We start from the raw sequence: 15,437 nt of genomic DNA on the forward strand, positions 1-15,437 counted from the left end.
GGGCATGGGGCCGTCGGCCGCGCTCACCACCAGGATGGCGCCGTCGACCTGGGCGGCGCCGGTGATCATGTTCTTGATGTAGTCGGCGTGGCCGGGCATGTCGACGTGCGCGTAGTGCCGGTTGGGCGTGGCGTACTCGACGTGGGCGATGTTGATGGTGATGCCGCGCTGGCGCTCCTCGGGGGCCTTGTCGATCATGTCGAAGGCCGTGAACGAGTTGCCCTCGTTCGGGTAGCGCTCGGCCAGGGTCTTGGTGATCGCCGCGGTGAGGGTCGTCTTGCCGTGGTCGATGTGGCCCATCGTGCCGATGTTGAGGTGCGGCTTGTTGCGCTCGAACTTCTGCTTCGCCATATGTCGTCGTTCTCCCGAGGAAAGTGGTGCGGGTGGTAGCGGCGGTCGGACTCGAACCGACGACCACACGATTATGAGCCGTGTGCTCTGACCAACTGAGCTACGCCGCCAAGAAATACCGAGCCCTCTGTGGGAATCGAACCCACGACACCAGCCTTACCATGGCTGTGCTCTGCCGACTGAGCTAAGAGGGCGCGACCGGACATGATAGCGGCGGCCGGCCGAGGGGCGCCTAGGGTCGATCGGATGGACGTGGCGGTGCGCTTGGCCGGGCTGGAAGACGCCGAGGCCATGCGGGAGATCTACAACCGGGAGGTCGCCGGCTCGACGGTCACCTTCGACCTGGTGCCTCGCACGGCGGAGGAGCAGCATGCGTGGCTGGCCGAGCACGCAGGCGCCCACCCCGCCATCGTGGCCGTCGACGGTTCGCGAGTGCTGGGCTTCGGGTCGCTGACGCCGTATCGGTCGCGGCCTGCGTACTCCACCACGGTCGAGGACTCGGTCTACGTCGACGAGTCGGCCCGGGGGCGTGGCGTGGGGCGACTGCTGCTGGCCGAGTTGGTGCGGCTGGCCGAGGTGCACGGGTTTCACGCCGTGATGGCGCGCATCGTGGGCGGGCACGAGGTGTCGATCGCCCTGCACGAGGCGTGCGGGTTCGAGGTCGTGGGCGTGGAGAAGGAGGTCGGGCGCAAGTTCGGCCGGTGGCTCGACGTGGTGCTGATGCAGCGCCTGCTCTAGAGGTTGCGTAGGAATCGCGCCGGAAAACGGCGCGATTCCTACGCAACTTCGGCGGTGGGGGTCAGCAGCGGCCGGCGCCGGGGGTGAGGCTCGCCACGTGGCGGCGGATGTCGTCGGCGGTGGCGCCGCCGACGGGCTGGGGGCTGCCGTTGCCGTCGATCAGCGCCGGTGTGATCTCGTGGCCGACGACGCCGTCGGTGCCCAGCTCGACCGACCACAGGGCGGTGCGGTTCGAGGGCGACTGGTTGTGGTACCAGACGAAGTTCCCCAGGCTGTAGTCGATGATCCCCCGGCCCCGGCGCTCGATGCCCTGGAGGACGTGGGGGTGGCCGCCGGCCACCACGTCGGCGCCCGCGTCGATCAGCCGCAGGCTGAAGTCGCGCTGCTTGGCCGTCGGGCAGTCGGCCAGCTCGACGCCTGCGTGCACCATGACGACCACATGGTCGGCGTGGGCCCGGGCGTTGCGCACGGCGTTGACGGCGGCGTTGACGTCGTAGGCCGAGGCCACGCCGGGGCTGCTGTCGGTGGCTGCCCATCCCGCTTGCACGACCTGGCTGAAGCCGAGGAAGGCGACCGTGCCGCCCGGGGTGGTGACGATGGCGGGGCGGTAGGCCTCGGCCCGGTTGGCGCCCGCGCCCACCACTTGCAGCCCGGCGTTGCGGCTGTGGTTGATGGTCTCCAACAGGGCGCCGTGGCCGTAGTCGAGGCTGTGGTTGTTGGCCAGGTTGACCACGTTCACGCCTGCGGAGCGCAAGCGGTAGACGAGCTCGGGCGGCGATTGGAAGGTGTACTGCTTGGAGGCCGGGCTGCCCGATGAGCCCACCGCGGTCTCCAGGTTGGCGATGTTGGCTTCGTTGGCCGCGAAGTACGGGCGCATGCCGGCCAGCGGGTCGCCGCCGCGGGCCATGTGGGCGGCCACCCGGCCCACGCCGTGCACGTCGCCGGTGAAGCCGATGCGCACGGCGGCGGCCACGGCGAGCACGTTGTAGCCGTTGCCGGTGGGGCTGTTGACGATCACCGCCGCGGTGCGACCGGCGCCGAGCTTGCCGACGCCGGAGCCGTGGAAGGGGGCGTCGAAGGAGAACACGCCGCCGTCCGACGCCAGCAGCCAGTAGCCGGTGGGTGCGGGCGTCATGGAGACGATGGGGCGGTTGAGGCGCTGCCCGCCGGTCGAGCCGTGGAAGGGGGCGTTGAAGGCGAAGATGCCGCCGTCGGAGGCGACCATCCAGTAGCCGGTGCCGGTCGGATGCGCCGCCATGCCGACGACCGGGCGGTTGAGGGGCTTGCCGCCCATGGAGCCGTGGAAGCCGGCAGTGCCGAAGGTGAAGATGCCCCCGTCGGAGGCGACGAGCCGGTAGCCGTTGCCGTCGGAGGTGGCGGCCATGCCGACGATCGGCTGGTTCAGCGGGGTGCCGCCCATCGAGCCCAGAAAGCGGGCGGTGCCGAAGGTGAAGATGCCCCCGTCGGAGGCGACGAGCCAGTAGCCGTTGCCGTCGGGCGTGGCCGCCATGCCGACGACCGGGCGGTTGAGGGGCTTGCCCCCCATGGAGCCGTGGAAGCGGGCCGTGCCGAAGGTGAAGATGCCGCCGTCGGAGGCGACGAGCCAGTACCCGCTGCCGTCGGCGGTGCGGGCCATGCCGACGATGGGCCGGTTGGGGCGGAGGTCGGACGGGTTGCCCGGCGCTTGGGCGTCGCCGAAGGCGAGCACGGCGGGGCCGGTGGTGGCGCCGGAGGCCGAGTTCCCGATGCCGGGCAGGGCCAACAGGGCGGCGAGCAGGACGAGGCGGGCCCAGCGGCTGGAGGTCACCCTGCCGAGGATACGGTTCTGGTCCGTAAATCCGGCACGTACGTGCCGGATTTACGGACCAGAACGGTGGGTCAGGCGGGGGGTGGGTAGGCGGCGCGGGCTTCGGCCACGGCAGCTTCGGCGGCCTCACGGCCCTCCCACCCGCGGGTCTCGGTGGCCTTGCCCGGCTCCAACTGCTTGTAGACGTCGAAGAAGTGGCCGATCTCGTCGAGCAGGTGGGGCTGCAGGTCGCCGATGTCGTACACGCCCGCCCAGCGCGGATCGGTGGCGGGCACGCACAGGAGCTTGGCGTCGGCGCCCTTCTCGTCGCGCATCCAGAAGACGGCGACGGGGCGGGCCAGGATGTGGCAGCCGGGGAACGTGCGCTCCTCAAGCAGCACCATGGCGTCGAGGGGGTCGCCGTCGTCGGCCAGCGTGTTGGGCAGGTACCCGTAGTCGGCCGGGTACTGGGTGGCGGTGAACAGCATGCGGTCGAGCCAGATCTCGCCGGTGTCGTGATCGGCTTCGTACTTGTTGCGCGATCCCTTGGGGATCTCGACGACGACCTCTATCTCCATCGGCGCACACCTTCCAGTTCGAGGAGCTGCAGCTTCATGGGGAGGCCGAAGGCGTAGTGGCCGACGGCGCCGTCGGTGCGCACCACCCGATGGCAGGGGACGGCCACCGGCACCGGGTTGCGGCCCAGCGCCGAGCCGACGGCCCGCACGGCGGCGGGACGGCCGATCTCCTGGGCGATCCAGCCGTAGGGACGCACCTCGCCGAACGGGATCTCGCCCGCCGCGGCCAGCACGTCGCGGGCGAAGGGGGTGAGGCCGCGCAAGTCGACGTCGAGCTCGACGTGCTCGCCCCGCAGGCGGCGGTCGAGGGCGTCATGCAGGTCGGCGGGCAGCCGCTCGACCGGCGTGGGGGTGCGTCCGCCGAGGCGGGGCACCAAAAGGTCGGGCGGCGCGATCCCGGTCACGCCGCCGCTCCCCCACGACACGAGCAGCGTGCCCACCGGCGTCTCCCACGGGGCGCACTGTTCCACGGCTCCCATACAACTCCCTTTCGGCGGGTACGTCTCGCTCGTGCTGGTCACTCGGGCCCCCGAGCGCCTGCGGCGGCTGACGTCGCTCGACGTGCTTCGTGGTGCCACGGTGGCCCTCATGATCGTGGTGGAGAACCAGGGCAGCGGCGAGCACCCCTTCCCCGGGGCCGGGCACGCGGCGTGGAACGGGTTCACCCCGGCCGACTTGGTCTTCCCGCTCTTCCTCTTCGTCATGGGCGCCTCGCTGGCCCAGTCGGTCGACCGGCTGACGTGGGCCCGGGCGCTGCGGCGCACCGCCGTGTTGTTCTTCCTCGGGCTGGTGCTGAACGGGCTGGGGCGGGTGCCCCTCGACTCGCTCAAGTTCTTGGGGGTGCTTCAGCGCATCGCCCTTTGCTACCTGCTCACCGTGGCCGTGGTGAAGCTGCTGCCGCCCCGGCGCCAGTGGCAGGTCGGCGCCGGCGTGCTGCTGGCGTGGTGGGCGTTCCTGTCGCTGGGGCCCCTGACGCCCGAGGGGAACATGTCGGGGTGGCTCGACCGGTTGCTGCTCGGCACCGAGCGCCTGTACGGCGACGGGTCGTACGACCCATCGGGGTTGGCCTCGACCCCCGCGGCGGCCGTCAACGTGCTGGCGGGCTTCTGGATCGTGCAGTGGCTGCGCCAGGAGGGCCGTGGCTTCGTGGCCCGGGTCGGCGTGTTCTGCGTGGGCAGCGGCCTGCTGTGGGCGATCGTGTACCCGGTCAACAAGCGGCTCTGGACGAGCTCGTTCGTGGTGCTGACGGTCGGGCTCTCGGCGCTGGCCTTGGTGGCGGTGGGCGAACGCCACCGTTTCGCCTGGGCCTTCGAGGTCTTCGGCCGCAACGCCATCGTGTTGTACGTGGCGTCGGAACTGGTCTCCGACGTGCTCAAGGACACCGGTGCCCGCGACTGGCTGTACCACCACCTGTTCGTGCCCTGGGCAGGCCTGCACGTCGGCTCGTTGGCCTACGCCTTGGCCTTCGTGGGCCTGTGGTGGCTCGTGCTCTACGGCATGTGGCGACGCCGCTGGTTCGTCAGCGTGTGAGCGAACCGGCGACGCCGCCTAGGCACTACAGGACTGTGACACTGCGCACGATCTCCATGGTGCTGCCGCCCGCGTTGGTCACGATGAAGGTGATCGTGCGGTTACCCGGCAGCATCGGGAGGTCGGGCTGCCACGACCAGGTGGCCGACGGCGTGCCGCAACTGGGGCAGGTGACGTCGGCATCCGACGGCGTGCCGTTGTCGATCTTGACCTCCACCTTGGCCACGTTCACCCCGGGCAGGCCGCCCGTCGCCGACCCGGTGTAGGTCGGCAGCGGGTTGGTCTCTGTAGCCGGGGTGGCGCCACCCGAGAGGGTGGGCGACACCACGGTCTCACTGGCTGCCGTGTTGCCGACGGCATCGGCCACGCCGCTGACCAAGGTGACCGCCACCCGCTCGCCTTCGGTAGGCGAACCGGAGAGGGTGAGGGTGGCCACGGTGCCCGAGCATGCCACCGAGGTCACCGACTGCGGACGGGTGGTGGTTGTGCCGCTCACCGTCTTGTTGAACGAGGCGGCGAACTTGGCCGACGTGCAGACGACGGCCTCGCTGAAGTTGGCGGTGACGGTGGTGCGGCCCACCTGGCCACCCACCGTCGTGAAGTCGGGCCTGGTGCCGTCGTAGGTGACGCTGTTGTCGCCGGTCGACGCCGCGTTGGCGTTGCCTGCCTCGTCGGTAGCCACGCCCGCGGGCACCGTGGCCGTGACGGCCCCGTCGCCCGTGATGGGAACCACCACCTTGAACTCGGTGCCGTCGGTGCCCACCGGGGTTAGCGTGGGCGTGCCTGCCGGGCCGGACGTCTGGATGTCGCCGACCACGAAGCCGACGGCCTTCTCGGTGAAGACCACCTTGAACTCGGCGGACGCCACGTTGGTCGGGTCGGCCTGGCCGGTGGCCTGGTCGACGGTAACCGTGGGCGCCGTTGTGTCGCGCACCGTGGTGAACGGGCCCGCGGCCGAGCTGGCGTTGCCGGAGCCGTCCTCGGCGGCGCCCGCGGCCACCGAGACGACGACCGTGCCGTCCTGGTTCATGCCGGTGACGCTCACGGTGTACGTGTCGTCGTCACCGGTGACGCTGTGGTCCTTCATCAACGCCAGTTCGCTGAACGCCGTGCCCGAAACGGTCACGTCTTCCTTGGTGAAACCGGAGACGGGCTCGTCGAAGGTGACGGTGAACACGATGGGACTGGCCTTGGTGCGAGCGGCGCCGGTGATGGTAGGCGTCGGCACGTCACGGTCGACGGTGACGGTCTGGGCGGCGCCCAGCAGGTTGCCGTTGCCCGCACCGTCGACGGCCACCCCTGCGGGGACTTCGAGGATTACGGTGCCGTCGGTCGTCACGGGGACGGCCACGTCGTACGTCTTGGCGTCGGCGCCCTGGGTGATCGTCGGCGTGCCGCGGGTGGCGTTGCCGGTGAGGGTGAGGTCGCCGGGCACGTCGTCGAAGTCGGTGACGTCCTCGGCGAAGGTCACGGTGAACCGGGCCGAGCTGCCGTTCTCGCTGGCGTCGACGGCAGCCACGCTGGTGGCCGGGCCGACGCTGTCGCGGGTGACGGTGTTGTCGGTCGAGGTCGAGGCGTCGCTTCCGTTGCCTGCCTCGTCGACTGCTGCGCCCGCGGCGAGCGACAGCTTCACCTCGCCTTCGCCGCTGACCGGGATGGTCACGGTGTAGTTGGCATCGCTGCCCGTCAGGGTCGGTGTGCCGAGGGTGGCGATCGAGCCCGTGGTGTCGAGGTCGGCAACCGTCAGCCCCGTCACCTTCTCGCCGAAAGCAATGGCGTACTTCACCGACGAGCCGTTGGTCGGATCGGCCTGGTCGGCTGCTTGCTCGACGCTCACGGCCGGGCCATCGGTGTCGCGGGTGGCGGTGAACGGACCGCCCGCGGTGTTGCCGTTGCCGGCTGCGTCAGTCCCTGCACCTGCGGCCACGGAGACGACGATGGTGCCGTCCTTGTCCATGCCGGTGACGTCGAGCGTGTAGACGTCGTCTGCGCCGCTCACGGTGTAGGACTTGTTGAGGCTTGTGGCGTTGAAGGCGGTGCCTTCCACGGTGATGTCGTCGTTGGCGATGCCGGTGACGTCCTCGCTGAAGGTCAGCGTGAATGTCACGGTGGCGGCCTTGGTGCGGACGGGCCCGGTGATGGTCACCGTCGGTGCGGTGCGCTCCACCGTGACCTGCGGGGTCTCCAGGGCGGCCGTGTTGTCGTTGCCCGCGACGTCCTTGGCCGCGTTGGCGGCAACCGTGAGCGTGACCGTACCGTCGGCGGTGACCGGCACCGACACGTCGAAGACGATGTTGTCGGTCGAGGTGATCGAAGGCGTGCCACGGGTGGCGCCGCCCCCGAGCACGAGGTCGTCGTTGCCGAAGCCGGTGACGGCTTCGCTGAAGGTCACGGTGAACTCGGCGGCCGAGCCGCTGGTGATGGCGTCGTCGGCAGCGACTGACACCGACGGCGCCGCGACGTCGTAAGTGATCGACTCGTCGCCCCCGCTGGATGCGGCGTTGTCGTTGCCTGCTTCGTCGGTGGCCACGCCTTCGCCGATGCTCAGCGTCACCGGGCCGGAGGCGGTCACCGGCACAGCGACCTCGAACACCGAGGCGTTGCCCGAAGGCGTGATGGTGGGTGCCGCCGAGTTGCCCGACACGGTGAGGTCGGCGGCGGTGAATCCGACGACCACCTCGTTGAAAGTCACCACGAAATTGACCGGCGAATCCTTGGTTGGGTCGGCCTGGCCCGCCTTCTGGGTGACCGTCACCGTGGGATCGGTCGTGTCACGCACGACGGTGAACGGGGAGGAGGCGGTGCTGGTGTTGCCTGCGACGTCGCTGCCCGCGCCGTCCTTGACCGTGGCCACGATCGTGCCCTCACGGGTCATGCCGGTGATGGCGACGTTGTAGTGACGGGCGTCGACGCTGGTTACCTCGGCCTTGCGCAGCGCCTCAACCTGGAAGGCGGTGCCGCTCAGCTCGATGTCGTCGGCCGCGATGCCGGTGACGTCTTCGGTGAACTCGAGGGCCAGCGTCACCGTCTCGGCGTTGCTCCGCGCCGGCCCCGTGACCGTGACCGTCGGGCGCACGTTCTCGATCACGAGGGTGCGGGTAGCGGCAGGCGAGGTAACGGTGGCGTCGTCGACGGCCATGAAGCGGAACGTGTGGGTGCCGTCCGCCAAGGGCGCGGTCGGCGTGTACGACCACGTCGCCGAGGCCGTGTTGCAGTTGGTGCACACCACGCCTGCGGTCGAATACGGGCGGGTGCCGACCGACACCATGACCCGCGTCACCAGGCCGTCGAGGTCGGACGCCGTACCGGTGTAGGTGGGCGTGGTGTCGTTGGTCCTGGCGTTGTCGGCCGGCGACGAGGCATCGACGGTGATCGCCGGGGCCAGGCTGGAGTCGTTGCTGCGCTGGGTGGGCGCGGCCACGTTGCCCGCCAGGTCGGTGACGGTGCCGGTCAGGTTGATTACCACTTGATCGCCGTCCTGCGGCGTCTCCGACAAGGTGAGGGTGGCGTCGTTACCCGAGCACGACACTGCGGTGACGACGGCGTTCTCACCGCCCACGGTGATGGCGAAGTCGTCGTCGTCGATCGTCGAGCACAGCATGGCTTCGCTGAAGTGGGCCACCACATTCGGGTCGGCGGCGGGCGCCGAGATCCCGTCGAAGGTGGGCGGGGTGTCGTCGTAGGTCACCGAACGGTCGGCGGACGTGGAGGCGTCGTTGCCGTTGCCTGCGTCGTCGGTCACCTTGTCGACAAGCACCTGGAGGAGCACCACGCCGTCACCGGTCACGGGGACTGTCACGGTGTAGGCGGGGGCGTTGGCGCTGTCGATGGCGACGACGCCGAGGGTCGCGGTGGTGCCGGTGAAGTCGAGGTCGTCGGTGCCGAAGCCGGTGACGTCCTCGGTGAAGGTCACCGCGTAGGTCACCGGGCTCACGTTGGTGGGGTCGCCTGCACTCGACTGCTCCACGGTCACGCCCGGACGCCCGAGGTCGACGTTGAGGTCACGGGTGCGGGTAGCGGACGCTTCATCGAGCTCGTCGACCGCCCGGAAGACGAACGTGTAGGAGCCCGACGCCAACGGCGTCGTCGGCGTCCACGACCACGTAGCGGACTGCGTGCCGCAGTTCGTGCAGGTGACGCCGGCGGTGGAGAACTCGCCCGTGCCGACCTTGACCTCGACCTGCTTCACCTTGTTGTTGCCATCGGTCGCCGTGCCGCTGTAGGTGGGCGATGCGTTGTTGGTGAGGGAGTCGTCGGCCGGGCCGGCGGTGATCGACAGCGTCGGGAGCTGGTTGGTCACCACGGTGTGCGACACCGGGGCGTCGGCCTCGTTGCCTGCCGTGTCGGCTACCTCGCCGATGAGGGTCACGCGCACGGTCTGGCCGGGCGTGGGCGCAGTGCCCACGGTCAGGGCGACGGCGCCGTCGGTGCACGGGGCAGCCGAGATCGGGGTGAAGACGCCGTTGACGGTCACGGCGAAGTCGTCGGACGTGGCCGTGGCGCAGTCGAGGGCCTCGCTGAAGACAGGCACGACCGTGGTGCTGCCGTTGGTGGCGCTCACCGACTCGAAGGCCGGCTTGGTCCCGTCGTAGGTCACCGAACGGTCACCGGTGTCGGGCGACGCCGTGTTGGGGTTGGTCGCCGCGTCGGCGGCGCCCCCCGCGGCGATGCTCGCGGTCACGGTGCCGTCCTCGGTCAGCGTGACGCTGACCTCGTAGGCGGCCCCTGTGCCGCTGACCACGGGGGTGTCGTGGGCAGCGCCGGCGACGGTCACGTCGGTGGCGTCGAACCCGGAGACGTCCTCGCTGAAGGTGACGGTGAACTTCACCGTTGCTGCCGTCGTCGGGTCGGCCTGGTCGCTCTTCTGGGCGATGGTGACGGACGGGGCGACCTGGTCGACGGTCACCGCGCGGGTCACGGCCGGGTCGGTGGCCTGGCCGTCGTTGTCGACGGCGACGAAGGTGAGGTTGTAGGTGCCGGGGGTGAGGGCGGTGGTGGGCGTGTAGGACCACGTGGGCGAGGCGGCGGGGCAGCCTGTGCAGGTCACGCCTGCCGCGCTCGGCTCAGCGCTGTCGATGCCGACCAGGACGGCCGAAACGGTTCCGTCGGTGTCGGCTGCCGTGCCCTTGTAGGTCGGGGTGGTGCTATTCGTCGCCGTGGCCGGGCCTTCGGTCACGGTCAGCGTCGGCAGCCCGTTGGTGGTGTCGGTCTTGGTGGTCGGGACGGCGGCGATGTTGCCCGCCTCGTCGGTCACAACGCCCACCAGCGTGACCGAGACGACGGTCGACGGGGTGGGAGCGCTCGCGAAGGTCAGCTCGATGGTGTCGTCCTCGGTGCCTGTGCAGTCGACACCCTCGACCACCACGGGCGTGGTGCCGTAGGCGGCAGTGAAGTCGACGGCGGCAACCGTCGAGCACAGTACGGGCTCCCTGAACATCGCGGTGGCCAGCTTGCTGCCGCTGGTGGCGGTGACAGCGGTGAAGGCCGGGTCGACGTTGTCGAAGGGAATGGTCTCGGTGTTCGACGCCGTGTTCTTGTTACCGGCGGCGTCCGAGGCGCGGTCGACCAGGACGGCGAGCGTCACATCGCCCTCGCCGGTGGCGGGCACGGTCACCTTGTAGACGGAGGTGCTCGTGGAGGAGACGGTGGCGGCGCCGTTGGCGGCCCCCCCGCCCACGGCCACGTCGTCGGCTGCGTCGAAGCCGGTGACGGCCTCGTTGAAGGTGACGGTGAACTCGACCGGCGAGTCGTTCGTCGGGCCGGTGCCTTCGGCACGGGCCACGGTCACCGACGGGCGCGTGATGTCGTAGGTGACGGTGGCGGGCGACGTCGACCCGTTGTTGGTGTTGGCGGCGTCATCGGAGGCGCCGCCTGCGGGAACTGCGACCGTCACGGTGCCGTGGCTGGTGACGGGCACGGAGACCTCGTAGGTGGTGCCGCTGCCGGTCACCGACGGCGTGCCTGCCCCGGCGCCCGTCGCGGCGACGTCGGAGGCGGTGAAGCCGGTGACGGCCTCGGTGAAGGTGACGGTGAACAGGACCGGCGACGCATTCGTCGGGTCGGCCTGGCCCGCCTTCTTGCTCACGGTGACATCGGGCCGCGTGGCGTCGTACTCGACTGTGGCGGGCGCGGTGGAGACGGTGTTGGTGTTGCCCGCCGCGTCGGACGCGCCGCCTGCGGGGATCGAGGCGGTGAGGTTTCCGTCAGTGGTGACGGGAACCGACACCTCGTAGCTGCTGCCGCTGCCGGTCACGGTCGGCGCTCCGGCGCCGGCGCCCGAGGCGCTCACGTCGGCGGCGGTGAAGCCGGTGACGGCCTCGCTGAAGGTGACGGTGAACTTCACGGGCGAGGTGTTGGCCGGGTCGGCCTGGCCGTCGGCCTTGACGATGGTGACGCCGGGAGCGCCGGTGTCGACCAACAGGTCACGGCTGGCGACGACCGAGGTGCCGCCTTGGTTGTCGACGGCCCGGAAGGCGATTGTGTGGGCGCCGTCACCCAGCAACGTCAGGGGCGTATACGACCACGTGGCCGACGCGGTGTCGCAGTCGGTGCACGTCACGCCACTGGTGGCGAACTCGCCGGTGTCGACCTTCGCCTCCACGCGCTTCACGGTGCCGTCGCCGTCGCCGGCGGTGCCGCCGTAGGTCGGGGTCGTGTCGTTGGTGGAGCCGTCGTCGGCCAGGCCGCTGGTGACGGCGAGGACCGGCGCGTCGTTGGTGTCGACCGTGCGGGTGGTGTCGGCCACGGTGTTGCCCGCGGCGTCGGTCAAGGCTCCGAGGGCGCGGACGGCGACGGTGGTGTCGGTGCCGGGTGCTTCGCTCAAGGTGATCTCGACGGTGTTGTCGGTCGGCGCCGTGCAGGCGGCGGCAGTGACGGACTTGGGCGACTCGCCCACGGTGGCCTCGAAGTCGCCCGTGCCCACAGTCGAGCAGAGCAGGCTCTCGCTGAAGGTGGCGGTGACCGTCGGGCTGCCGGCGGTAGCGGCGATCGAGTCGAAGGTGGGACGGGTGGCGTCGTAGGCGACGGCGTTGTCGGTCGACGTCGACGCTGCGTTGTCGTTGCCTGCGACGTCCTTGGCGGCCGCGGCGGGAACGGTGGGCGTGACGGTGCCGTCGGCCGTGAGCGGGATGGCCACGTTGTAGGTGGTGCCGCTGCCGGTCACCACGGGGGTACCGCGGGTAGCCGTGTTGCCGCTGCCGGTGGCGAAGGTGAGGTCGGCGGGCGCGAAGCCGGTGACGGCCTCGCTGAAGACGACGGTGAACTCCACGGGCGAGGCGTTGGTGGGGTCGGCCTGGCCGGCCTTCTGGTTGATGGTGACGGTGGGCGCGGTGGTGTCGATGCGGACCGTGCGGGTGACCAGCGGCGAAAGCATCCCGCGGTTGTCGGTGGCTCGGAAGGTGAAGCTGTGCGACGGGCCGGCCGACAGCGCTGTGCTGCGGGTGTACGACCATGTGGCGCAGCTACCGGAGCAGACCTGGCTGTAGGGGGTGTTGTTGACGCTGACCTCGACCTTGGAGACCGAGCCGTCACTGTCGGAGGCCGTGCCGGAGTATGTCGGGGTGGCGTCGTTGCTGTCGGTGTTGTTGGCGGGCCCGGCCGTGACCGCGACGGTGGGCGGGGTGTTGACCGTGATGGTGACGGTGGCGAGGTTCCCGAAGTAGTAGGCGTCGTCGACGAGATAGGTGAAGGTGTCCGTGCCGCTGAAGCCGGAATCGGGCAGGTAGGTGAAGGAGCCGTTGCGGCCGAAGGCCTCAAGGGTGCCGTGGGCCGGCTCGTCCCACAGGGTGGCGCCGAGGGTGTCGCCGTCGGCGTCGCTGTCGTTGGCGAGCACGCCGGGCGCGGGCGCGGTGAGCCTCGTGCCGACGCTTGTGACATAGGCATCGTCCCGGGCTTCGGGGAGGTTGTCGAGGAAGGTGGTGGCGGCCATGCCCACCACCGGCTGGTTCAGCGGCTGCCCGCCGAGCGAGCCGTACGACTCCGCCTCACCGAACTCGTAGATCTCCCCGTCGGAACCGACCAGCCAGTACCCGAATCCCCACGGATCGGCAGCCATGCCGACGACGGGAGCGGCAAGCTCCTCCCCGCCCATCGAACCGTGGAAGTCGGTGCCGAAGGCGAAGATGCCGCCGTCGGAGGCTACGAACCAGTAGCCGTCACCGAAGGGATCGGCGGCCATGCCGACGATGGGCTCGTTCAGGTGGCTGCCGCCGATGGAGCCGAAGAAGGTGGCGTCACCGAAGGAGAAGATGCCGCCGTCGGAGGCTACGAACCAATAGCCGTTGCCGCTGTTGGTCGAGGCCATCCCGACGATCGGGCGGAACAGGTACTTGCCGCCCATCGAGCCGAAGAATCCGGCGTCGCCGAAGGTGAAGATGCCGCCGTCGGCTGCCACCAGCCAGTAGCCGTTGCCCGAGGGGGTGGCGGCCATGCCGACGATCGGCGAGTTGAGCGGGAGGCCGCCCATGGAGCCGAAGAAGCCGGCGTCGCCGTAGGTGAAGATGCCGCCGTCGGAGGCCACGAACCAGTAGCCGCGGCCGCTCGGCGTGCCCGCCATGCCCACGATGGGCTTGTTGAGCGGCTGGCCGCCGCGGGAGCCGTAGAAGCCGGCGTCGCCGAAGCTGAAGATGCCGCCGTCGGACGCCACCATCCAGTAGCCGTTGGCGGGCGCGGCGGCCTGCACGGCATGCGCCGGCAGGAGCCGGGCGCCCGCGACCAGCACGGTCGCCGTGAACAAGAGTGCAAGCGCGAGCACGCCACGCTTGGTGAATCGATGCGCCGCCGATCCCATCGAACCCATGTGTCTTCTCTCCGATGCCCTAGTTCCGCGTGTAGTGCTGCAACACCGGGGAAGGACGAGCCGCCCCCTGCATGTCGACGGCGCAGGCTTCACAAAGAGCTAGCCCGCGACGTTGACACGTGCGGCCTTATCGACCGAGGTGCGGCGCGTCTGACTCAATCGGGAAATAACTTCGGAAAACGTCCTCCACGGGAGCGTTTTAGGCTCTGTGTCCGTGCTGGCCGATCCCACTCCCGACACCTTCCGCCCCCATGTGGGCACGCCGTTCTCCATCGAGGTGGAGGGCGGAGACCCGCTCGTGCTGACGCTCGAGGAGGTGCAGGCGCACGCCGGCGGGCACGAGCAGCGGGCGGAGCCGTTCACCCTCGTCTTCAGTGGCCCGGCGGACCGGCAGGCCCCGCAGGCAACGCTTCGGCTGACCCACCAGGCCATCGGAGCGTTCGACCTCTTCATCGTCCCTACCGGCGTCGGCCGTTACGAGGCCGTTTTCAACTGAGCGGCAGCCGCTCCATTGCGAGGTATGCGCCGTCGTCGGCCACCACCTCGAAGCCCAGGCGGGCGTAGAGGCGTTGCGCCGGGTTCCACTTCCCCACCGACAGCGACACTCGCTTGCCATGGCCGATGATCCACTGGAGCAAGGCCCCACCGATCCCGTGGCCGCGATGCTCGGGAAGCAAGGCGACGTCGAGCACGTGCAGCGTGGTGTCGTCTTCGGCCAGGTACAGCCGGCCCACGGCAGCACCGCTGCGTTCGACCACGAGGGTCCTGGATTCGGGGAAGCGACGTCGGTAGTCAGCAGCTTGCGCGTCGAATTGTTGGTCGAAGAAGGCCAGGCGGGTGGGCTCGTCCCACGAGACCCCCATCAGTTCCGCCTCCCGGGTCGACCTGTATACGAGGCGCAGAAAGGGCTCGTCGGCAGGAGTCGCGTTCCGAAGGGCAAGACCGGCAGCCACGGCGGCTGCGGTTGTCATGCCGCGGCGACGGTGACGACGAGCGACGTGAGCCCGGCCCACGACGGATCGCCGGCGGGCGGCAGGACTCGCGAGCGCGCCCACGCCTGCCGGTCGAAGCCGAGGAGGTAGGTGCCGGGGCGCAGCTTCGGCAGCCCGCGGTCGCGGCCGCCGGTGAAGACCGCCGTCGACTCCTGCCAGTTGCCGCGGCCGCCGAGGCGGAAGGCCAAGCCGAGCGACGGCTCGTTCTCCACTGCGGTGACAAAGGAGGCGGGGCCGCTCCCAGCGCCACCCGCCTTCATCGTCCATGCGTAGAACGGCAAGGGCGACGATCCTGCGCCGCGAGGTGGCGAGACCAACGTGTCGAGCTGTGCCGCCTGCTCGACGGCCGCACCAGGGGTCAGGCTGTCGACGCGTACGGCTGCCAGCCCGCCGACGAGCTCCTTGGCGCCGCTGCGCAGCGACGAAGCCGGGGTGACGCGGGTGCCAGATGCGGTGAGCAGGGCGCGCGCCTCACCCAGGTCGAGGCCGGCGCTGCCTTCGATATAGCCGAGCGACAGGCGGGGGCCGTTCGCGGCAGCGAGACGAGCCAGTGCACCAGGGCGCGGGAGCCCGTTGGGGCCGAGCAGCAGGGCAGAGCCGAGGACGGCGCCCGTCCCGGTCAGGAAGGCACGGCGGCTGAGACCGGTCGGGGGGGCGTCGGTCAT

At 70.2% G+C, this 15,437-nt stretch carries 10 protein-coding genes and 2 tRNA genes; 3 read left to right on the forward strand and 9 right to left on the reverse strand.

Annotated elements, in window-relative coordinates:
- The 3 genes from VM938_09340 to VM938_09350 all read right to left on the reverse strand — a co-directional run.
- Nucleotides 1–351, reverse strand: a 351-nt coding sequence (locus VM938_09340; GenBank protein HVF75243.1) for a GTP-binding protein, incomplete at its 3' end; no start/stop codon positions are given.
- Nucleotides 352–384: 33 nt separating this feature from the next.
- A tRNA-Met gene (locus tag VM938_09345) sits at nt 385–461 on the reverse strand.
- Between the two features lie 11 nt (nt 462–472).
- Nucleotides 473–545, reverse strand: a tRNA-Thr gene (locus tag VM938_09350).
- A 52-nt stretch (nt 546–597) separates the two neighbouring features.
- Here VM938_09350 and VM938_09355 point away from each other — a divergent pair.
- Complete coding sequence (locus tag VM938_09355) at nt 598–1,089, forward strand: GNAT family N-acetyltransferase (protein ID HVF75244.1); 492 nt, start codon at nt 598–600, stop codon at nt 1,087–1,089.
- A gap of 61 nt (nt 1,090–1,150) precedes the next feature.
- On the opposite strand, the gene VM938_09360 is transcribed toward VM938_09355, so the two are convergent.
- The 3 genes from VM938_09360 to VM938_09370 form a co-directional block, all read right to left on the reverse strand.
- The gene (locus tag VM938_09360; GenBank protein ID HVF75245.1) at nt 1,151–2,896 is read right to left on the reverse strand and encodes a CapA family protein; all 1,746 of its coding nucleotides are present in this window, start codon (nt 2,894–2,896) and stop codon (nt 1,151–1,153) included.
- A gap of 71 nt (nt 2,897–2,967) precedes the next feature.
- Nucleotides 2,968–3,453 carry an inorganic diphosphatase gene (locus tag VM938_09365; protein ID HVF75246.1) on the reverse strand — a complete coding sequence of 162 codons (486 nt, stop codon included), beginning with the start codon at nt 3,451–3,453 and terminating at the stop codon, nt 2,968–2,970.
- The gene (locus tag VM938_09370; GenBank protein HVF75247.1) at nt 3,444–3,932 is read right to left on the reverse strand and encodes a methylated-DNA--[protein]-cysteine S-methyltransferase; all 489 of its coding nucleotides are present in this window, start codon (nt 3,930–3,932) and stop codon (nt 3,444–3,446) included. The genes VM938_09365 and VM938_09370 overlap by 10 nt, the downstream gene beginning before the upstream one ends.
- 31 nt (nt 3,933–3,963) lie before the next feature.
- Between VM938_09370 and VM938_09375 the strand changes: the two genes are divergently transcribed.
- Nucleotides 3,964–4,983, forward strand: coding sequence for a heparan-alpha-glucosaminide N-acetyltransferase domain-containing protein (locus tag VM938_09375; GenBank protein HVF75248.1), 1,020 nt, complete (start codon nt 3,964–3,966; stop codon nt 4,981–4,983).
- A 25-nt stretch (nt 4,984–5,008) separates the two neighbouring features.
- Here VM938_09375 and VM938_09380 read toward each other — a convergent pair whose 3' ends face one another.
- Nucleotides 5,009–13,735: an Ig-like domain-containing protein gene (locus tag VM938_09380; GenBank protein ID HVF75249.1), complete on the reverse strand. Its 8,727-nt coding sequence runs from the start codon at nt 13,733–13,735 to the stop codon at nt 5,009–5,011.
- A 259-nt stretch (nt 13,736–13,994) separates the two neighbouring features.
- Here VM938_09380 and VM938_09385 point away from each other — a divergent pair, with 259 nt between their 5' ends.
- Nucleotides 13,995–14,276, forward strand: a complete 282-nt coding sequence (locus tag VM938_09385; GenBank protein HVF75250.1) for a hypothetical protein — start codon at nt 13,995–13,997, stop codon at nt 14,274–14,276.
- Here the strand turns inward: VM938_09385 and VM938_09390 are convergent.
- Together VM938_09390 and VM938_09395 are read right to left on the reverse strand one after the other, a co-directional pair.
- The gene (locus VM938_09390; GenBank protein HVF75251.1) at nt 14,269–14,643 is read right to left on the reverse strand and encodes a GNAT family N-acetyltransferase; all 375 of its coding nucleotides are present in this window, start codon (nt 14,641–14,643) and stop codon (nt 14,269–14,271) included. The genes VM938_09385 and VM938_09390 overlap by 8 nt on opposite strands.
- A gap of 104 nt (nt 14,644–14,747) precedes the next feature.
- Entirely contained in the window at nt 14,748–15,437 is a 690-nt protein-coding gene (locus VM938_09395) for a hypothetical protein (protein HVF75252.1), read from the reverse strand.

The sequence above is a fragment of the Acidimicrobiales bacterium genome (assembly GCA_035536915.1).
Classification (GTDB): Bacteria; Actinomycetota; Acidimicrobiia; order Acidimicrobiales; family JAHWLA01; genus JAHWLA01.

Coding starts and splice junctions, on each gene's coding strand:
- VM938_09355 (HVF75244.1), top strand. CDS start 598: ATGGACGTGGCGGTGCGCTTGGCCGGGCTGGAAGACGCCGAGGCCATG.
- VM938_09365 (HVF75246.1), bottom strand. CDS start 3,453: ATGGAGATAGAGGTCGTCGTCGAGATCCCCAAGGGATCGCGCAACAAG.
- VM938_09370 (HVF75247.1), bottom strand. CDS start 3,932: ATGGGAGCCGTGGAACAGTGCGCCCCGTGGGAGACGCCGGTGGGCACG.
- VM938_09390 (HVF75251.1), bottom strand. CDS start 14,643: ATGGGGGTCTCGTGGGACGAGCCCACCCGCCTGGCCTTCTTCGACCAA.
- VM938_09395 (HVF75252.1), bottom strand. CDS start 15,437: ATGACCGACGCCCCCCCGACCGGTCTCAGCCGCCGTGCCTTCCTGACC.